A 20,250-nucleotide genomic window follows, 5' to 3' on the forward strand; every position below is an offset into this window, starting at 1 on the left:
TTATCCCCGTTGGGCTGCGAAGCTGCCCCAAAAGCGACGACTGCTGCGCAGCCCAACGGGGATAAATCCCCTCGCCACAATAGCCCCTCAACAGCAGGCCCTCACCACAAAGGCCCTGACACAAGGGGCCTGGATTTATTCCTGGATCACGTCCGCACCCTTGGGGATGTCGAACTTGAACTTCGAGGCTGGCACTGGCTCGTTGGCCTTGACCCCGGTGAACAGGATGTTGGTGCGCTGGCCGACGCTGTCGATCAGTTGCATGTCGTTAAGCAGACCGTTGCGGAATGACAGACGCAGGTTGTCGAACAGGGTGTCCTTGGTTTTCGGCTTGAGGGTGAAGTCGATCACGCCGCCCGCTTCTTTCGCGCTGATGTCGAAGCTCTGGCTGATCTTCGACACGTCACCGGACAGCAGCAGCGCCGGGGTCTGGGTCAGGCGTTCGTCGAGCTTCTTGATGGTGGCCTGTTCCAGATCCGGGTCCCACAGGGTGACTTTCTTGCCATCGGAAACCATGGTCTGCTCGGCCGGCGCGTTGGTGTGCCAGTAGAACAGGCCCGGACGCTGCAGGGTCATGTCGCCAGTGGTTTCCTGCAACTGCGTGCCGCCGCCGTCGAGGGTCAGCTGCGAGAAGTTCGCGCTCAGGGTCTTGGATGTTTCCAGCAATTGGGTCAGACGTGCCACGTCCTTGTCATCGGCGTGAGCCGTGAGGGTGGTCAACGCCAGTACTGGCAACAGCATGCGGATAAGACGCATGGGAGTCCTCTTGAATACTCGTGGGAGAGCGGCGGAACATCATTGTCCCGCCTCTTGCTTTTGCAATCAGTCGCGAACCGGGCCCGGGGCCAGAACTTCACGCGAACCGTTGGTGTTCATGGAGGTGACGACGCCGGCCATTTCCATGGCTTCGATCATCCGCGCAGCGCGGTTGTAACCGATCTTCAGCTTGCGCTGTACCGCAGAAATCGATGCCCGACGGCTCTCGAGGACGAACTGTACGGCTTCGTCATACAGCGCGTCGGTTTCCGGATCATCGCCATCGCCGCCACCGCTGCTGCCTTCAAAGCCGCTGCCGGCCTCTTCGACACCGTTGAGGATGTCGTCGTTGTATTCCGGTGCGCCGCGCAGTTTCCACGCTTCCACCACGCGATGGACTTCTTCGTCGGAAACGAACGCGCCGTGAACGCGGATCGGCAGGCTGGTGCCCGGCGGCATGTAGAGCATGTCACCGTGGCCGAGCAGTTGTTCGGCGCCGCCCTGGTCGATGATGGTCCGCGAGTCGATCTTGCTCGACACCTGGAACGCCATACGTGTCGGAATGTTGGCCTTGATCAGACCGGTGATCACGTCCACCGACGGTCGCTGGGTCGCGAGGATCAAGTGGATACCCGCCGCACGCGCCTTCTGCGCGATACGGGCGATCAGTTCTTCAACCTTCTTGCCGACGATCATCATCATGTCGGCGAATTCGTCGACGACCACAACAATGGTTGGCAGCTTCTGCAACAGCGGCGCTTCGTCGTGGATGCTTTCGCGCTTGTACAACGGATCACTCAACGGCTCGCCGGCGTCCTGGGCTTCCTTGACCTTGGCGTTGAAGCCGGACAGGTTGCGCACGCCCATCTTCGCCATCAGCTTGTAGCGCCGTTCCATCTCGGCAACGCTCCAGCGCAGGGCGTTGGCGGCGTCTTTCATGTCGGTCACGACCGGGCAGAGCAAGTGCGGAATGCCTTCGTAGATCGACAATTCCAGCATCTTCGGGTCGATCATGATCAGCTTGGCGTCTTCCGGGCCGGACTTGAACAGGATCGACAGGATCATCGCGTTGACACCCACCGATTTACCGGAACCGGTGGTACCGGCCACCAGCAAGTGCGGCATCTTCGCCAGGTCAGTGATCACCGGTTTGCCACCGATATCGTGGCCCAGCGCCAGGGTAACCGGCGATTTGAAGTTGTCGTACTCAGGCGTCGACAGCACTTCGGAGAAGCGCACGATCTGCCGGTCTTCGTTGGGAATCTCGATACCGACGGTGGTCTTGCCCGGAATCACCTCGACCACCCGCACACTGGTCACGGCCAGCGAACGCGCAAGGTCTTTCGCCAGGTTGGCAATGCGGCTGACTTTGACGCCAGCAGCCGGCTGGATTTCGTAACGGGTAATCACCGGGCCGGGATGGATCGAATCCACCGTGACTTCGACGCCGAACTCCTTGAGTTTGATCTCCAGCAAGTGGCCGACCGCTGCCAGGGATTCCGGAGAATAATTGAGTTGTTTCTTTTCCGCAGGATCGAGGATCGAGATCGGCGGCAAGGTGCCTTCCACGGCGCTGTCGACGAACAACGGCACCTGTTTCTCTTTCTGTACGCGCTTGCTTGGCTCCGGGGCCTTGACCGGCGCCGGGGCAATCACTGGCGGCACCTGTTTCTCGCGGTCGGACATGTGCTTGCTCAGGGCTTGCTCACGTTCGATCAGGCGTTCTTTGACTTTGGCTTGCTCGCGCTTGTCGGTGACCGTTGGCGCGACCACGTCATGCACGCGATCGTCGACTTCACGCAGTTGCGCGACCAGTTGTTTGCGCTCGGTACGTGCCGACCACCAGCGGTTGAGTGCGCCCTGGAACAGTTCGAACAGGTCGAGGGTGATCTTGCCGGTGATGTCCATCACCTTGAACCACGACAGGTCGGTGAACACGGTCAGGCCGAACAGGAACAAGGCAATGAACAGCAATGTGCTGCCTTGAATGTTCAGCGCGTTCTTCGCCAGATTGCCGAGGCTTTCGCCCAGCGCACCCCCCGCACCCGCCGGCAGACCCGACGCCGCATGAAAGTGCAGATGCGCCAGCGCAGCGCCGGACAGCACCAGAAACACCAGACCGATCAGGCGCCAGGAGAACAGCCAGCCGCTCCACTGCCACGGCTCGTGACGCTGACGGAATATCTGATAAGCCTTGATCGCCAGCAGCAACGGGAAGATATAGGCGAAATAGCCGAGCACCATAAACAGGATGTCGGCGCTGTAGGAGCCCGCCGGGCCGCCGAAATTCTGCACGTCGTCGATCTTGCTGTTGTGGCTCCAGCCCGGATCGTCCTTGCCGTAGGTCAGCAAGGCCATCATCAGGAACAGGCACAAGGCGCCAATGGCGATCAATGCACCTTCCTTGAGCCGGTAGTGCAACTGTTGGCGCCAGAGCGGAACGACTGTTTTAGGTGCTGCGGTGGATTTCTTCAAAACGCTACTTTTCCTGCGCCCGAGGCGCGTCCATCTATTGAATGACGATAAAAAACTGCCCAATCCAGGCAGGTAACAAAGTGAGCGAGCGCAACTGGGACTACTTTTAACACTGCGCCGAGGCTTTTAAAAACACGGCACAGCGCGAATATTCTGTAACAGCCCGGCATTGTACGGGTTTGTACGTGCGATGCCATGCTTCAAACCCCAGGGTAAAGCATAGTCAAGCACACAAACCTGTGGGCCAATTTGAGCATGCATTACCTTTTGTGACAAAGGCTTATGAGGTGTATTTGATGAACGCAGCGAAGCATTCACGCCTGATCATCCTCGGCTCCGGCCCGGCCGGTTACAGCGCCGCCGTATACGCCGCTCGCGCCAACCTCAAACCGGTGGTCATCACCGGACTGCAGGCCGGTGGCCAGCTCACCACCACGGTCGAAGTCGACAACTGGCCCGGCGACGTCGAAGGCCTTACCGGCCCGGTACTGATGGAACGCATGCAGAAACACGCCGAACGCTTTGCCACAGAGATCGTTTACGACCACATCCACACCGCCAAGTTGCAGCAGCGCCCGTTTGAGCTTGTCGGCGACAGCGGCACCTACACCTGCGACGCGCTGATCATTGCCACCGGCGCCTCGGCGCAGTATCTGGGCCTGCCGTCGGAAGAAGCCTTCGCCGGCAAGGGCGTTTCCGCCTGTGCGACCTGTGACGGATTCTTTTATCGCAATCAGGTGGTCGCGGTCATCGGTGGTGGCAACACTGCCGTGGAGGAAGCGCTGTACTTGTCGAACATCGCCAAAGAAGTGCATTTGGTCCATCGTCGCGACAAGTTGCGCTCAGAGAAAATCCTCCAGGACAAACTCTTCGAAAAAGCCGCCAACGGCAATGTGCGCCTGCACTGGAACCAGAATCTCGACGAAGTGCTCGGTGATGCCAGCGGTGTGACCGGCGCTCGTCTGCGCGACAGCCACACCGGCGAAACCCGCGAGCTGGCGCTGTCCGGCGTGTTCATCGCGATTGGCCACAAACCCAACACCGACCTGTTTCAAGGCCAGTTGCCGATGCGTGACGGTTATTTGCAGGTCAAGGGCGGCAGCGACGGCGATGCCACCGCCACCGCCATCCCCGGCGTGTTTGCCGCCGGCGATGTCGCTGACCATGTTTATCGCCAGGCCGTCACCTCAGCCGGCGCCGGCTGCATGGCCGCGCTCGATGCCGAGAAGTATCTGGACGACATTCCTGTCATTTAACGGCACACTTTATCGCGGGCCGAACGGCCCGCACTGCCCTCCCCTTCTGCAAGCCTGGATGCCATGCTGACTTGGTTACAACGCAATTCCCTGACTTTTCCGCCACTGGAAAAGGCCATGCGCGACCCCAACGGACTGCTCGCCGCTGGCGGAGATCTGTCTGCCGATCGTTTGATCCAGGCGTATCGCCACGGCTGTTTTCCGTGGTTTTCCGAAGGCCAGCCGATTCTCTGGTGGTCGCCGGACCCGCGCACCGTGTTGTTTCCCGACGAACTGCATGTCTCGCGCAGCCTCGGTAAACTGTTGCGCCAGCAACGCTATCAAGTGACGTTCGATCAGGACTTCGATGCGGTGATCCGCGCCTGCGCCGCACCCCGCGATTACGCCGACGGCACCTGGATCACGGAGGCGATGCAAGACGCTTACATCGAACTGCACCGCCGCGGCTTTGCCCACTCGGTCGAGGTTTGGGATCAGGGCGAATTGATCGGTGGCCTGTATGGCCTGGCGATGGGCCAACTGTTTTTCGGCGAGTCAATGTTCAGCCGCGCCGACAATGCCTCGAAATATGGCTTTGCCACGCTGGTACAGCACCTGAAAGACGCGGGATTCGTGCTGATCGATTGCCAGATGCCGACCGATCATCTGCACAGTCTCGGCGCCCGGGCCATTCCCCGCGACGAATTCGCTGATTATCTGGCCCGCCACCTGGATCAACCCAGTCGCGCCACCTGGGTTTGCTGAGCGACTTTTGCGCGCGTGGCTTACACTTAATTCACCAGCTTATCCCGAGGGTTGATCATGACCGAGTTGGCGCGTTTGAAGTTCTATGCCACTCAGCCTCACTCTTGCAGTTATCTGCCCGAGGAGCAGGCCACGACCCTGTTTCTCGACCCGAGTCAGCCCATGGATGTGCACGTCTACGCAGACCTGTCGGAAATGGGCTTTCGTCGCAGCGGCGATCATCTGTACCGGCCGCATTGCCAGAATTGCAATGCGTGCGTGCCTGCGCGCATTCCGGTCGCGCAGTTCACCCCCAATCGTCAGCAGAAACGCATTTTCAAACGCAATGCCGATTTGCAGGTGCGCCCGGCCAAACCGCAGTTCAGCGAAGAATATTTCGATCTGTACCAGCGCTACATCGAACAACGCCATGCCGACGGCGATATGTACCCGCCGAGCCGTGATCAATTCTCGACGTTTCTGGTGCGCGACCTGCCGTTCTCGCGCTTTTACGAGTTCCGACTCGACGGACGGTTGCTGGCTGTGGCGGTGACCGATTTGCTGCCCAACGGTTTGTCGGCGGTGTACACCTTCTACGAACCTGACGAAGAGCGGCGCAGCCTCGGGCGTTTCGCGATCCTGTGGCAGATCGGCGAGAGCCAGCGTCTCGGGCTTGAAGCGGTTTACCTGGGTTACTGGATCAAGAACTGCAAAAAGATGAACTACAAGACGCAATATCGGCCCATCGAATTGCTGATTAATCAGCGCTGGGTCATCCTCAACTAAACCCGCGCCCTAAACCCCTTGGCGTAAACCCCATTTTTCGGGCACAATGCACGCCGCTTTTGCCTGGCGCAGTTGCACCGGGCCATTCATTGGATACCGAGGGCTTTACTGCATGTCGAAAGAAGACAGCTTCGAAATGGAAGGCACTGTCGTCGACACCCTGCCCAACACCATGTTTCGTGTGGAGTTGGAAAATGGGCACGTCGTAACCGCGCATATTTCCGGCAAGATGCGCAAGAACTACATTCGTATTCTTACCGGTGACAAAGTGCGCGTCGAGCTGACGCCCTATGACTTGAGCAAAGGGCGCATTACTTACCGCGCTCGTTAATCAAGTCAATACAGAACGCCCGGTTTATGCCGGGCGTTTTTGTTTGTCCGCGTTTTGGGTTTTAGTCTTGTGTTTATATCCGTTGCTGCGGTAACGGCTTCTTAGGGTTTCGCCCTTACGGCGAGTCACCTTTTCCAAACGCCGAAAAGGTAACCCAAAAGGCTTTGCCCCGGCGTACGGCACTTCGCTGAGGCTCAGTGTTCCCTCGCTACGGTGTCCATCCGGGGGCATCGCCTACGGTTTGCTTCGCTGCACCTCCTCTCGATGTGTGCGGCTGCGCCGCACGGCGCTGCGCGCCTAACCCCCGGATGGACACCTACGCTCGGCCTGCCGATGGGGCAAAAGATCAAAAGCCGAAGCCAAAACAAGATCACAAGCCAGATCAAGAGCCCCTCACCCTAGCCCTCCCGAAACGTCGGACCGCCCGTAGGGAGAGGGGACTGACCGCGGTGTTTGGGGAAGGTACGCCGACATGCGATACCGCGTTGAGCTCAGGTTTTGAAAAGCCCACAAATCGGCTCCCTCTCCCTCGGGAGAGGGTTGGGCGGGCGGCGTTCCGATGAAGGGCAGCTCCAACGCAAATCCAAAGCCGGCCACGCTTTGCCCCTCACCACTCAACAGGATGAGCGTTAGCTCGGCTGCAGCTTTTGATCTGTAAGGCGACGTCGGAAGGCTGAGTGGAGGGATTGATCCGGGCGTGGGAGCGCAGCGACCGTTTGGCGCAGCCAAACACAGCGAGAGGAGGTGCAGCGAAGCAAACCGTAGGCGCTGCGCCCGGATCGATCCCGGAGCGAAGGAACCCCGAGCCCCAGCGAGCGGGCCGCACGCAGGAGCAAGCCTTTTTGGTTACTTTTTCGGCGTCTGGAAAAAGTGACCCGCCGTAAGGGCGGAACCCTAAGCAGCCGTTGCCGCAGCAACGGATATATACCCAAAAGCAAAAGGCACCCGAAGGCGCCTTTAGCTTTACAGCATCAGCCAAAAACCATCAGGCCATCTCTGCGGTGGTCTCGAAGTCAAACGTCAACTCGCCATCCTTGATGTCGATGTGCACCACACCGCCATGCTCGGCCAGCTCGCCAAACAGAATTTCCTCTGCCAGCGGACGCTTGATCTTGTCCTGGATCAGACGCGCCATTGGACGTGCGCCCATTGCCGAGTCGTAACCACCAGCCGCGAGCCAACTGCGCGCCGCGTCGGTCACTTCCAGCAACACACGCTTGTCTTCCAGTTGCGCCTGAAGCTCGGTAAGGAACTTGTCCACCACACTTTTGATGACCTCATGACTGAGGCGACCAAACTGGATAATGGTGTCCAGACGGTTACGGAATTCCGGCGTGAAGCTCTTCTTGATCACTTCCATCGCATCGGACGAGTGGTCCTGATGGGTGAAACCGATCGAAGCACGCGCCGCCGTTTCGGCACCGGCGTTGGTGGTCATGATCACGATCACGTTGCGGAAGTCCGCCTTGCGCCCGTTGTTGTCGGTCAGCGTACCGTGGTCCATGACCTGCAACAGCAGGTTGAAGACTTCCGGATGCGCCTTCTCGATCTCATCGAGCAACAATACGCAGTGCGGCTGCTTGGTGATCGCTTCGGTCAACAGACCGCCCTGATCGAAACCGACATAGCCTGGAGGCGCACCGATCAGACGCGATACGGTGTGACGCTCCATGTACTCGGACATGTCGAAGCGAACGAGTTCGATCCCCAACGCCTTGGCCAGTTGCCGCGCGGCTTCGGTTTTACCGACACCGGTCGGCCCTGCGAACAGGAACGATCCGACTGGCTTGTCAGGCGATTTAAGCCCGGCACGCGACAGTTTGATTGCAGTCGACAGCGAATCGATCGCGGCGTCCTGACCAAACACCGTTAGCTTCAGGTCTCGCTCCAGGTTACGCAGCAGTTCCTTGTCGGAGCTGGTGACGTGCTTCGGCGGAATCCGCGCGATTTTCGCGACGATGTCTTCGACATGCGGCACTTCGATACGCTTGGCGCGCTTCTCGACCGGCTGCAAGCGTTGATAGGCGCCCGCCTCGTCAATCACATCAATGGCCTTGTCCGGCATGTGCCGGTCATTGATGTAGCGCGATGCCAGTTCAGCAGCTGCACGCAGCGCTTCGTCGCTGTATTCGATGTTGTGGTGCTGCTCGAAACGCCCTTTCAGGCCGCGCAGGATACCAATGGTGTCTTCCACCGATGGTTCGACGACATCGACCTTCTGGAAGCGACGCGCCAGGGCACGATCCTTCTCGAAGATCCCGCGAAACTCCTGGAACGTGGTCGAACCGATGCAGCGAATGTCGCCAGACGACAGCAGCGGCTTGAGCAGATTCGAAGCGTCCATGACCCCGCCCGACGCAGCGCCCGCACCAATAATGGTGTGGATCTCGTCGATGAAGAGTATGGCTTGCGGACGTTTCTTCAGTTCATTGAGCAGCGCTTTGAAGCGCTTCTCGAAATCACCGCGATACTTGGTGCCCGCGAGCAGAGCACCGAGATCAAGCGAATAAACCACGCTACCGGCCAGCAGATCCGGCACCTGGTTGTCGACAATACGCTTGGCCAGGCCTTCGGCAATCGCGGTTTTACCCACGCCTGCTTCACCGACCAGCAGCGGATTGTTCTTGCGTCGACGCGCGAGAATCTGCGCGACACGCTCGACTTCCGATTCGCGGCCTACCAGCGGATCGATGCGACCCTGGCGTGCGAGTTCGTTGAGGTTGCTGGCATAAGCATCCAGAGGATTGCCTGAAGAAGAAGACTCACCGCCCTCGTCGTCCTGCATATCTTGTTCACCTTCAGAGTGATCGCCATGCCCAGGCACTTTGGAAATGCCGTGAGCGATGTAGTTGACGACATCGATGCGCGCAACGCTCTGCTGTTTCAGCAGGAACACTGCCTGACTCTCTTGCTCACTGAAGATTGCAACCAGCACGTTGGCGCCAGTTACTTCGCGTTTGCCCGAGCTCTGTACGTGGAAAACAGCACGTTGCAATACACGCTGGAAGCCCAGGGTTGGCTGGGTTTCGCGATCTTCGTCATGAACGGGGATCAGTGGCGTGGTGGAGTCGATGAACTCCTGCAGGTCATGCTTGAGTTTGTCGAGGTTCGCGCCGCAGGCACGCAAAACGGTGGCGGCAGCCTCATTGTCCAATAAGGCCAGCAAAAGGTGTTCGACGGTCATGAATTCATGACGCTTCGAACGAGCCTCCTTGAAGGCAAGATTGAGGGTGACTTCGAGCTCGCGGTTTAACATAGCTTCACCTCATACCCAAGTGGTCGGCGATTAACCGTCCTTCTCGATTTCACAGAGTAGCGGATGCTGGCTTTCCCTGGCGTACTGGTTGACCTGCATGGCCTTTGTCTCGGCGATGTCGCGGGTAAACACTCCACATACTGCCCGTCCTTCTGTGTGGACGGCCAGCATGACCTTGGTCGCCAGCTCGCGATTCAGGTTAAAAAACACCTCGAGCACTTCGACGACGAAATCCATCGGTGTGTAGTCATCGTTGAACAAAACCACCTTGTACATCGGCGGCGCCTGTAATGCAGGCTTTGCTTCCTGAACAGCAACGCCCGCCGAATCGTCGTCGTGTTCCTCCGGGTGATCCTTTTGGAGAGTCGGGCGATCCTGATTGAATGTTAGTCGAATCTGGCTGATTGCATGCATGGAAAGAAAGGTTCGTCAGTTGTGCAAATACAGTGGTGGGGGCGGTTGTCCACGTTTTCAACTCCGACTGCCCGGTCACCTTGACTATCGGGAAAACGGTGTTACAACCAATAGAGCCCACAGTGGGTAAAAAAGATCCGCGGAGTCAATCCTTTTAACGGATTAGATTGCGGATGACTTGGATGATACTCCAGCGATGGAGTCTGTTGCAGAGGGATTTGAGCATGGCTGTCGGCAAGGTGAAATGGTTCAACAATGCCAAGGGATTCGGCTTTATCAATACCGACGCCCGCGAAGGCCGCGACGAGGACGGCAAAGAGATCGACTTCTTTGCCCATTACTCCGCCATTGAAATGGACGGGTATAAAACCCTCAAGGCAGGACAAGCCGTGGTTTTCAATATTGTTCAAGGCCCCAAAGGACTGCATGCGGTCGGCATCAATGCTGTCATCGAGAAACCATCCAGTGCCGCTGAAGGCGCTGCTGTCGGCGCCGCTGCTGCTGCCGCTGCCGCGACTGCCAAAGCGATGAGCTGACTGATTTACCTCTGAATACCGGCAACAAAAAAACCGCCTGACTCAATTCATCGAGTCAGGCGGTTTTTGTGTGCCTGCGTTTTACATGTGCGAGATCAACGCATCGCCGAAGCCTGAAGACGAAACCAGTTTGGCGCCGTCCATCAGTCGTTCGAAGTCATAGGTCACTGTCTTGGCCGAGATCGCGCCGTTGGTGCCCGTGATGATCAGATCCGCCGCTTCCGTCCAGCCCATGTGGCGCAGCATCATTTCTGCCGAGAGAATCAGCGAACCCGGGTTGACCTGATCCTTGCCGGCGTACTTCGGCGCGGTACCGTGGGTCGCTTCGAACATGGCCACGGTATCGGACAGGTTGGCGCCCGGCGCGATACCGATACCGCCCACTTCTGCGGCCAAGGCGTCAGAAAGATAATCGCCGTTCAGGTTGAGGGTGGCGATCACATCGTATTCGGCCGGGCGCAGCAGGATCTGCTGGAGCATGGCGTCGGCGATGGCGTCCTTGACCACAACGTTCTTGCCGGTTTTCGGGTTCTTGAACTGCATCCACGGGCCGCCGTCGAGCAGGGTCGCGCCGAATTCTTCGGCGGCCACTTCGTAGGCCCACTCTTTGAAGGCACCTTCGGTGAACTTCATGATGTTGCCTTTGTGCACGATGGTCAGCGAATCGCGGTCATTGTCGACCACATATTGCAGGGCCTTGCGTGCCAGGCGCTTGGTGCCTTCCAGCGAAACCGGCTTGACACCGATGCCGCAGTTTTCGTCGAAACGGATCTTGGTGACGCCCATTTCTTCTTTAAGGAATTTGATGACTTTGGTGGCTTCCGGCGAACCGGCCTTCCACTCAATGCCGGCATAGATGTCTTCGGAGTTCTCGCGGAAGATGGTCATGTCGACGTCGCCAGGCTTTTTCACCGGGCTCGGCACACCTTCGAACCAGCGCACCGGGCGCAGGCAGACGTACAGGTCGAGTTGCTGACGCAGGGCCACGTTCAGCGAACGAATGCCGCCACCGACCGGCGTGGTCAGCGGGCCTTTGATGGAAACCACGTAATCCTTGACTGCGTCGAGGGTTTCCTGCGGCAGCCAGGTGTCCTGATCGTAAACCTGAGTGGCTTTTTCCCCGGCGTAGACTTCCATCCAGGAAATCTTGCGTTTACCGCCGTATGCCTTTTGAACTGCAGCATCGACAACCTTGATCATCACCGGGCTGATGTCGACACCAATGCCGTCACCTTCGATGAAGGGGATGATCGGGTTATCAGGAACATTGAGAGAATGGTCTGCATTGACGGTGATTTTGTCGCCGACGGCTGGAACCTGAATCTTCTTGTAACCCATGCTGAACTCCATTGTTTGGATTGAACATCTGGCTTGGTTCGAGCGTAACCCAGTTAAATCAACACGCAAACCCTCTGTTCCCGGCAATCGCACAACTCGTTTCGTACAAGCCTGAAAGCAAAGGGAAAAGCGCCAAACTCAAGCATCCGCGACGACTCTACGCGCCACCCTGCCCTGCGACCTTTAGACCAATGGACGAGATTGGTTGCATATGAACCATCGGCAGATTGCCAGCTACCTATGTATAATGCCGCCCGCTGACCACAGGGTCACGACGGCTGGCCTCTCTAGTACGAGACTTTCCGCCTGATTGGTCGGGTTGTTACCGCAGCCTGACTGCTTGACGCTCTACTGATGCACCCAACATCACCGCGAAGAATCTCGACATTCGGTTCATGGATGACTTTGAACGAACGCGCTTACCCGGCGCCCCTCGAGTTTCTGCGCACGCTTTAGCAAAGAAGAGAGAGTTAATCCGAATATGCCCACCCGCTCGAAGATCATCTATACCTTCACCGACGAAGCTCCTGCCCTCGCCACCTATTCCCTGCTGCCGATCATCGAGGCTTACACCGCCTCGGCCGATATCGCCGTGGAAACCCGCGATATCTCTCTTGCAGCACGCATCCTGGCAAGCTTCCCCGAGCAACTGGGCGACAAAGCCGTAGCCGACCACCTCGCCGAACTGGGCGACCTGGCCGTTACGCCTGAAGCCAACATCATCAAGCTGCCGAACATCAGCGCTTCGGTTCCACAGCTGCAAGCCGCGATCAAAGAGCTGCAAGCTCAGGGTTACAACCTGCCGGACTACCCGGAAACCGTGACCAGCGACGCCGACAAAGACGCCAAGGCGCGTTACGACAAGATCAAGGGCAGCGCCGTTAACCCGGTTCTGCGCGAAGGCAACTCCGACCGTCGTGCACCGCTGTCGGTGAAGAACTACGCGCGCAAGCACCCGCACAAAATGGGCGCCTGGGCCAAAGACTCCAAGTCCCACGTCGCTCACATGAGCACCGGCGATTTCTACGGCAGCGAAAAAGCTGCCCTGATCGACGCCGCTGACGCTGTGAAGATCGAGCTGATCGCCAAAGACGGCACCGCGACCGTTCTGAAAGAAAAAACCACCGTTCAGGCTGGCGAGATCCTCGACTGCGCCGTGATGAGCAAAAACGCCCTGCGTGCGTTCATCGCTGCTGAAATCGACAACGCCAAGGCTCAAGGCGTGTTGCTCTCGGTTCACTTGAAAGCGACCATGATGAAGGTCTCCGACCCGATCATGTTCGGCCAGATCGTTGCCGAGTTCTATAAAGACGCATTGACCAAGCACGCAGCCGTGCTGGCCGAGATCGGCTTCAACCTGAACAACGGCATTGGCGATCTGTACGCGCGCATCAAAGCCCTGCCGGCCGAGCAGCAAGCACAGATCGAAGCTGACATGGCCGCGGTCTACGCTGCTCGCCCATCGCTGGCGATGGTCAACTCCGACAAAGGCATCACCAACCTGCACGTGCCGAGCGACGTTATCGTCGACGCCTCGATGCCAGCGATGATCCGTGACTCCGGCAAAATGTGGGGCACCGACGGTCAGCTGCACGACACCAAGGCTGTGATCCCGGATCGTTGCTACGCAACCATCTACCAGGCGGTGATCGAAGACTGCAAAGCCAATGGCGCTTTCGACCCGACCACCATGGGCAGCGTGCCAAACGTTGGCCTGATGGCGAAGAAAGCCGAAGAGTACGGCTCGCACGACAAGACCTTCCAGATCAAGGCTGACGGCGTGGTTCGCGTGACCGACAGCAAAGGCACCCTGCTGATGGAACAGGCTGTTGAAGCCGGCGACATCTTCCGCATGTGCCAGACCAAAGACGCGCCGATCCAGGACTGGGTCAAACTGGCTGTCAACCGTGCTCGCGCAAGCAGCACGCCAGCGATCTTCTGGCTCGACCCAATGCGCGCTCACGACGGCGTAGTGATCGAGAAGGTTCAGGCGTACCTGAAGGATCACGACACTGCCGGTCTGGACATCCAGATCATGGCGCCGGTCGACGCAATGAAGTTCACCCTGCAGCGCACCCGCGAAGGCAAGGACACCATTTCGGTGACCGGCAACGTACTGCGCGACTACCTGACCGACCTGTTCCCGATCATGGAACTGGGCACCAGCGCCAAGATGCTGTCGATCGTGCCGCTGATGAACGGCGGTGGCCTGTTCGAAACCGGCGCCGGCGGTTCGGCTCCGAAGCACGTGCAGCAACTGGTTGAAGAGAACTTCCTGCGCTGGGATTCGCTGGGCGAGTTCCTCGCACTGGCAGCGTCCCTCGAGCACTTGGGCGTAAACTACAACAACCCGAAAGCGCTGGTGCTGTCGAAGACTCTGGATCAGGCCACTGGCCAGTTCCTCGACAACAACAAGTCGCCATCGCGCAAAGTCGGCAACATCGACAACCGCGGCAGCCATTTCTACCTGGCGATGTACTGGGCTCAGGCCTTGGCCGCCCAGACTGAAGACGCTGCACTGCAAGCGCAGTTCGCGACCCTGGCAAAAACCCTGACCGAGAACGAAGCAACCATCGTTGCCGAACTCAACGCCGTTCAGGGCAAGCCAGTCGACATCGGCGGTTACTACCACGCCAATGCCGAGCTGATCAGCAAGGCCATGCGCCCAAGCGCAACCCTCAACGCGGCGATTGCTGCGCTGGTTTAAGGTTGTAGCGCGGTAAACAAACCCCGGCCCTGTGCCGGGGTTTGTGTTTCCGGGTTTTATGATCACCACAAAACCCTGTGTGGGAGCGGGCTTGCTCGCGAATGCGGTTTATCATTCAACCTCTTCATTGACTGACCCACCGCTTTCGCGAGCAAGCCCGCTCCCACAGGGGATTGGGTTTCAATTCAATATTTGAGGAAGATTTATGGAATGGCTCCCCCACATCACCGTTGCCACCATCGTCGAAGACAACGGTCGTTTCCTGATGGTCGAGGAACACAAGGCCGGGCGTAACGTGCTCAACCAGCCCGCCGGCCATCTCGACCCGAACGAAACCCTGATCGAAGCTGCCGTGCGTGAAACCCTCGAAGAAACCGGCTGGGACGTCGAACCCACCGGCGTCATCGGCATTTACCTGTACACCGCACCGAGCAACGGCGTGACCTACCAGCGCGTGTGTTTCAGCGCCAAAGCCGTCAAACATCACCCGGATTACCAGCTTGACGACGGCATCGTCGGCGCCAAGTGGCTGACCCGTGACGAATTAATCGCCCAGCGCGACCACTGGCGCAGTGAGCTGATCATCCGTTGCATCGACGATTATCTGGCGGGCAATCACTTCGGCCTCGAACTGATCCGCCCTTCTCTTTAGCCTTGAGGCCGTGAGCCTGATAGAATCGCGTCCTTTTTCAAGACACTCATTGAATCCCTATGCGTGATCCAGCCCCTTCTGACACATCCAAGAAGCGCGTCATTGTCGGCATGTCCGGCGGCGTGGACTCTTCCGTTTCCGCTCTCCTGCTGATCGAGCAGGGTTACGAGGTGGAAGGCCTGTTCATGAAGAACTGGGAAGAAGACGACGGAACGGAATACTGCACCGCCATGGACGACCTGGCGGATGCCCAGGCTGTGTGCGACAAAATCGGCATCAAGCTGCACACCGCCAACTTCGCCGCCGAGTACTGGGACAACGTGTTCGAGCACTTCCTGGCCGAATACAAGGCCGGGCGCACGCCCAACCCGGACATCCTGTGTAACCGCGAAATCAAGTTCAAGGCGTTCCTCGACTACGCCATGATGCTCGGCGCCGACCTGATCGCCACCGGCCATTACGTGCGCCGCCGTGACATCGACGGCCGTACCGAACTGCTCAAAGGCCTCGACCCGAACAAGGATCAGAGCTACTTCCTGCACGCCGTCGGCGGCGAACAGATCGCCAAGACCCTGTTCCCGGTCGGCGAACTGGAAAAGCCCGAAGTTCGCAAAATTGCCGAAAAATACGAACTGGCGACCGCCAAGAAGAAGGATTCCACCGGGATCTGCTTTATCGGCGAACGTCGTTTCAGCGACTTCCTCAAGCAATACCTGCCGGCACAACCGGGCGAGATCAAAACCACCGAAGGCGAAGTCATCGGCCGTCACCACGGTTTGATGTACCACACCATCGGCCAGCGTCAGGGCCTCGGCATCGGCGGTTTGAAAGACGCTGGCGATGAGCCGTGGTACGTGCTGCGCAAGGATCTCGACACCAACGAGCTGATCGTCGGCCAAGGCAACAACCATCCGTGGCTGTTCTCCGGCGCCCTGCTCGCTTCGGAAATCTATTGGGTCAACCCGATCGACCTGAGCCAGCCGCTGCGCCTCACTGCCAAGGTTCGCTATCGCCAGAGCGATCAGGCCTGCATTCTGGAAAAAACCGCCAGCGGCTACCGCGCTGTGTTCGACGAGCCGCAACGCGCGGTGACGCCGGGCCAGTCCGTGGTGTTCTATGACGGTGAAATCTGCCTCGGCGGCGGCGTGATCGAAGTCGCCGAGCCGTGGAGCGGCCAGGCATGAGCCCGACTCAGGAACAACTGACGGCGCTCGGCGGGGTATTTCTCGCCGCCGTGCTGGTCGACCGGATCGCCAAGACCGGGCAGACCAGCGAAGCCGGCCTGACCTGCATGCTCGGCAGCCTGCTGGTGCGCGACCCGAAAGACACGCTGGACGTCTATGGCGGCGACGACCTCAATCTGCGCGAGGGTTACCGCGCGCTGATCGGGGCGCTGGAACGCGACCCGAGCACACTGCAGCGCGAGCCACTGCGCTACGCCCTGTCGATGCTCGGTCTGGAACGTCAACTGGCCAAGCGCAACGACATGCTCGACACCATCGGCAAACGTCTGCCGCAGATCCAGTCGCAGGTCGAGCATTTCGGCCCGGCCCATGAAAACGTGGTTGCGGCTTGCGGTGCTCTGTATCAGGACACCCTGAGTACCCTGCGCCAACGCATTCAGGTGCACGGCGACATGCGCAACCTGCAGCAACCGAGCAACGCCTCGAAAATTCGCGCCCTGCTCCTCGCCGGCATTCGTTCGGCGCGCCTGTGGCGGCAACTCGGCGGCCATCGCTGGCAGTTGGTGATCAGCCGGCGCAAGCTGCTCAAAGAGCTGTATCCGTTGATGCGCAGCGAGTAAACGCCGCGCAATAAAAGCTTTGTAGTCTGTAACGCGTAATACGCCGGTCAGTTGGCAACGGACCGGCGGATTTTTTCATGTATGATACGCGCCCCATTTCGTTGCCCGACTGTCCGAGAACACCCCATGCAGCTTTCTTCGCTCACTGCGGTTTCCCCTGTTGACGGCCGCTACGCCGGCAAAACCCAGGCCCTGCGCCCGATTTTCAGCGAGTACGGTCTGATCCGTGCCCGTGTTCTGGTTGAAGTGCGCTGGCTCCAGCGCCTGGCCGCCCACGCTGGCATCCCTGAAGTGCCAGCCTTCTCCGCCGAGGCCAACGCCGTTCTCAATGAACTGGCTGAAAACTTCTCGCTGGAGCACGCCGAGCGCGTCAAAGAAATCGAGCGCACCACCAACCACGACGTCAAGGCGATCGAATACCTGCTCAAAGAGCAGGCGGCCAAGCTGCCGGAGCTGGCCAATGTCAGTGAGTTCATCCACTTTGCCTGCACCAGCGAAGACATCAACAACCTGTCCCACGCTCTGATGCTGCGCGAAGGCCGTGACGACGTGATGCTGCCACTGATGCGCCAGACTGCCGAAGCCATCCGCGAACTGGCCATCCGTTTCGCTGACGTGCCGATGCTGTCGCGCACTCACGGCCAACCAGCCTCGCCGACCACTCTGGGTAAAGAGCTGGCGAACGTGGTCTACCGTCTTGAGCGTCAAATTGCTCAAGTCGCTGCCGTTCCGCTGCTGGGCAAGATCAACGGCGCTGTCGGCAACTACAACGCACACCTGTCGGCCTACCCGCAGATCGACTGGGAAGCCAACGCCCGCGCCTTCATCGAAGACGAGCTGGGCCTGGGCTTCAACCCGTACACCACGCAGATCGAACCGCACGACTACATCGCCGAGCTGTTCGACGCGATCGCGCGCTTCAACACCATCCTGATCGACTTCGACCGCGACATCTGGGGCTACATCTCCCTGGGTTATTTCAAACAGCGCACTATCGCTGGCGAAATCGGTTCGTCGACCATGCCACACAAGGTCAACCCGATCGACTTCGAAAACTCCGAAGGCAATCTGGGCATCGCCAACGCACTGTTCCAGCACTTGGCGAGCAAACTGCCAATCTCCCGCTGGCAGCGCGACCTGACCGACTCCACCGTACTGCGCAACCTCGGTGTCGGCTTCGCCCACAGCGTTATCGCATACGAAGCCAGCCTCAAAGGCATCAGCAAGCTCGAGCTGAATGCTCAGAAGATTGCTGCCGACCTCGACGCTTGCTGGGAAGTATTGGCCGAGCCGATCCAGACCGTGATGCGCCGTTACAACATCGAAAACCCGTACGAGAAGCTGAAAGAACTGACTCGCGGCAAGGGCATCAGCCCGCAAGCGCTGCAGACTTTCATCGATGGCCTGGACATGCCAGCGCAAGCGAAAGCCGAGCTCAAGCAACTGACCCCGGCCAACTACATCGGTAACGCTGTAGCGCAAGCCAAACGTATCTGATCGACCGCTTGACCCGTTTGAGACGCCCGGCCGCGCCGGGCGTTTTTATTCCCGTCTGAAAAGTGCTTTTTTTCAATAGGTTACATATGAATTCCGATATTCCTCTTCAACTTCTGGGCGGCATCACAGCGCGCGAATTCCTGCGCGACTACTGGCAGAAAAAGCCACTGTTGATCCGTCAGGCAATTCCTGACTTCGAAAGCCCGATCGACGCCGACGAACTGGCCGGCCTGGCCCTGGAAGAAGAAGTCGAATCGCGTCTGGTGATCGAGCACGGCGAGCGCCCATGGGAACTGCGTCGCGGCCCGTTCGCTGAAGACGAGTTCAGCAAACTGCCGGAAAAAGAGTGGACCCTGCTGGTACAAGCGGTTGACCAATTCGTCCCGGAAGTCAGCGAGCTGCTGGAAAACTTCCGCTTCCTTCCGAGCTGGCGCGTCGACGACGTGATGATCAGCTTCGCCGCCCCGGGTGGCAGCGTCGGTCCGCACTTCGACAACTACGACGTGTTCCTGCTGCAAGGCCACGGCAAGCGCAACTGGAAAATCGGCCAGATGTGCGATTCCGAGAGCCCGCTGCTGCAACACGCCGATCTGCGCATCCTCGCTGAATTCCACGAGACCGAAGAGTGGGTGCTGGAACCGGGCGACATGCTCTACCTGCCGCCGCGCCTGGCTCACTGCGGTGTCGCGGTCGACAACTGCATGACCTATTCGGTCGGCTTCCGTGCGCCGAGCGCTTCCGAAGTGCTGACCCACTTCACCGACTTCCTCAGCCAGTTCCTGACTGACGAAGAGCGCTACACCGATGCCGACGCGCAACCGGCAGCCGATCCGCATCAGATTCAGCACGATGCGCTGGACCGCCTGAAAAGCCTGCTCGCCGAACACATGAGCGACGAGCGCCTGCTGCTGACCTGGTTCGGCCAGTACATGACCGAGCCGCGCTATCCGGAGCTGGTGGTTGGCCCGGAAGAAGTCGAAGAAGAAGACTTCCTCAGCGCTCTGCAGGATGGCGCGATCTTGATCCGCAACCCGAGCGCGCGCCTGGCCTGGTCGGAAGTCGATGACGACCTGCTGCTGTTCGCCAGCGGCCAGAGCCGTTACCTGCCGGGCAAACTGCGCGAGCTGCTGAAATTGATCTGCGCCGCTGACGCCCTGCACACCGATAACCTCGGTGAGTGGCTGAACGACGAAGACGGTCGCGGCCTGCTGTGCGAGCTGGTCAAGCAAGGCAGCCTGGGGTTCGCGGATGAATAAGATTCGCGTACGTGTCGCAGATTGGCAGAAGGACATCGCCGAAATCCGGCGCATTCGTGAAACGGTGTTCATCGCCGAACAATCGGTGCCACCCGAGCTTGAATGGGACGCGGATGACGCGACCGCCGTGCATTTTCTGGCGTTTGAAGGCGACTTTCCGATCGGCACTGCACGCCTGCTGCCGGATGGGCACATCGGCCGGGTTTCGGTGCTGAAAGACTGGCGCGGGATGAAGGTCGGTGATGCGCTGATGCAAGCGGTGATTGCCGAAGCGGAAGCGCGCGGCTTGAAAGAGCAAATGCTCAGCGCGCAGGTTCAGGCCACAGCGTTTTACGAGCGCCTGGGCTTTAGCCTGGTCAGCGAGGAATTCCTCGAAGCCGGGATCCCGCATGTCGACATGGTTCGCCATTCGGCCTGAGACCGCGGCGCGGCTTTCGCGAGCAGGCTCGCTCCCACAAGGAAT

17 protein-coding genes are annotated in these 20,250 nt (G+C 59.0%); 12 read left to right on the forward strand and 5 right to left on the reverse strand.

The window, feature by feature from the left end; translation table 11 throughout:
• Nucleotides 1-135: 135 nt before the first annotated feature.
• Both lolA and C2E19_RS18455 read right to left on the reverse strand, forming a co-directional pair.
• Complete coding sequence (gene lolA, locus C2E19_RS18450; protein WP_129394506.1) at nucleotides 136-756, reverse strand: outer membrane lipoprotein chaperone LolA; 621 nt, start codon at nucleotides 754-756, stop codon at nucleotides 136-138.
• Nucleotides 757-822: 66 nt separating this feature from the next.
• Nucleotides 823-3,231 (reverse strand): DNA translocase FtsK, encoded by a 2,409-nt coding sequence (locus C2E19_RS18455; RefSeq protein ID WP_129394507.1) that lies wholly within the window; start codon nucleotides 3,229-3,231, stop codon nucleotides 823-825.
• A 296-nt stretch (nucleotides 3,232-3,527) separates the two neighbouring features.
• Between C2E19_RS18455 and trxB the strand changes: the two genes are divergently transcribed.
• The 4 genes from trxB (at nucleotide 3,528) to infA (ending at nucleotide 6,327) form a co-directional block, all read left to right on the forward strand.
• Complete coding sequence (gene trxB / locus C2E19_RS18465; protein WP_129394509.1) at nucleotides 3,528-4,487, forward strand: thioredoxin-disulfide reductase; 960 nt, start codon at nucleotides 3,528-3,530, stop codon at nucleotides 4,485-4,487.
• 63 nt (nucleotides 4,488-4,550) lie between these two features.
• A complete protein-coding gene (gene aat, locus C2E19_RS18470; RefSeq protein ID WP_129394510.1) occupies nucleotides 4,551-5,231 on the forward strand; it encodes a leucyl/phenylalanyl-tRNA--protein transferase in 681 nt (226 codons plus the stop codon).
• 57 nt (nucleotides 5,232-5,288) lie between these two features.
• Nucleotides 5,289-5,996: an arginyltransferase gene (locus tag C2E19_RS18475; RefSeq protein ID WP_129394511.1), complete on the forward strand. Its 708-nt coding sequence runs from the start codon at nucleotides 5,289-5,291 to the stop codon at nucleotides 5,994-5,996.
• 112 nt (nucleotides 5,997-6,108) lie between these two features.
• Nucleotides 6,109-6,327, forward strand: a complete 219-nt coding sequence (infA, locus tag C2E19_RS18480) for a translation initiation factor IF-1 (RefSeq protein ID WP_002553999.1) — start codon at nucleotides 6,109-6,111, stop codon at nucleotides 6,325-6,327.
• Between the two features lie 985 nt (nucleotides 6,328-7,312).
• On the opposite strand, the gene clpA is transcribed toward infA, so the two are convergent.
• Together clpA and clpS are read right to left on the reverse strand one after the other, a co-directional pair.
• The gene (gene clpA / locus C2E19_RS18485) at nucleotides 7,313-9,583 is read right to left on the reverse strand and encodes an ATP-dependent Clp protease ATP-binding subunit ClpA (protein ID WP_007920210.1); all 2,271 of its coding nucleotides are present in this window, start codon (nucleotides 9,581-9,583) and stop codon (nucleotides 7,313-7,315) included.
• A gap of 30 nt (nucleotides 9,584-9,613) precedes the next feature.
• A complete protein-coding gene (gene clpS, locus C2E19_RS18490) occupies nucleotides 9,614-9,997 on the reverse strand; it encodes an ATP-dependent Clp protease adapter ClpS (protein ID WP_129394512.1) in 384 nt (127 codons plus the stop codon).
• A 224-nt stretch (nucleotides 9,998-10,221) separates the two neighbouring features.
• Here clpS and C2E19_RS18495 point away from each other — a divergent pair, with 224 nt between their 5' ends.
• Nucleotides 10,222-10,533, forward strand: coding sequence for a cold shock domain-containing protein (locus C2E19_RS18495; RefSeq protein ID WP_129394513.1), 312 nt, complete (start codon nucleotides 10,222-10,224; stop codon nucleotides 10,531-10,533).
• Between the two features lie 81 nt (nucleotides 10,534-10,614).
• On the opposite strand, the gene icd is transcribed toward C2E19_RS18495, so the two are convergent.
• Nucleotides 10,615-11,871, reverse strand: a complete 1,257-nt coding sequence (icd, locus tag C2E19_RS18500; protein ID WP_129394514.1) for an NADP-dependent isocitrate dehydrogenase — start codon at nucleotides 11,869-11,871, stop codon at nucleotides 10,615-10,617.
• A 481-nt stretch (nucleotides 11,872-12,352) separates the two neighbouring features.
• Between icd and C2E19_RS18510 the strand changes: the two genes are divergently transcribed.
• From C2E19_RS18510 to C2E19_RS18540, 7 genes are all read left to right on the forward strand, one after another.
• Complete coding sequence (locus tag C2E19_RS18510) at nucleotides 12,353-14,578, forward strand: NADP-dependent isocitrate dehydrogenase (RefSeq protein ID WP_129394515.1); 2,226 nt, start codon at nucleotides 12,353-12,355, stop codon at nucleotides 14,576-14,578.
• 205 nt (nucleotides 14,579-14,783) lie between these two features.
• The gene (locus C2E19_RS18515) at nucleotides 14,784-15,230 is read left to right on the forward strand and encodes an NUDIX hydrolase (RefSeq protein WP_129394516.1); all 447 of its coding nucleotides are present in this window, start codon (nucleotides 14,784-14,786) and stop codon (nucleotides 15,228-15,230) included.
• 59 nt (nucleotides 15,231-15,289) lie between these two features.
• On the forward strand, nucleotides 15,290-16,414 hold the full coding sequence (gene mnmA / locus C2E19_RS18520; RefSeq protein WP_129394517.1) for a tRNA 2-thiouridine(34) synthase MnmA: 1,125 nt from the start codon (nucleotides 15,290-15,292) through the stop codon (nucleotides 16,412-16,414).
• Entirely contained in the window at nucleotides 16,411-17,034 is a 624-nt protein-coding gene (gene hflD / locus C2E19_RS18525; protein WP_038362633.1) for a high frequency lysogenization protein HflD, read from the forward strand. Before mnmA ends, hflD begins: the two co-directional genes overlap by 4 nt.
• Nucleotides 17,035-17,160: 126 nt before the next feature.
• Nucleotides 17,161-18,531: an adenylosuccinate lyase gene (gene purB, locus C2E19_RS18530; RefSeq protein ID WP_129394518.1), complete on the forward strand. Its 1,371-nt coding sequence runs from the start codon at nucleotides 17,161-17,163 to the stop codon at nucleotides 18,529-18,531.
• Between the two features lie 86 nt (nucleotides 18,532-18,617).
• On the forward strand, nucleotides 18,618-19,787 hold the full coding sequence (locus C2E19_RS18535) for a cupin domain-containing protein (RefSeq protein ID WP_129394519.1): 1,170 nt from the start codon (nucleotides 18,618-18,620) through the stop codon (nucleotides 19,785-19,787).
• Entirely contained in the window at nucleotides 19,780-20,205 is a 426-nt protein-coding gene (locus C2E19_RS18540) for a GNAT family N-acetyltransferase (protein ID WP_016987414.1), read from the forward strand. Before C2E19_RS18535 ends, C2E19_RS18540 begins: the two co-directional genes overlap by 8 nt.
• Nucleotides 20,206-20,250 lie beyond the last annotated feature (45 nt).

Source organism: Pseudomonas sp. DTU12.3 (assembly GCF_004124275.1).
GTDB lineage: Bacteria > Pseudomonadota > Gammaproteobacteria > Pseudomonadales > Pseudomonadaceae > Aquipseudomonas > Aquipseudomonas helmanticensis.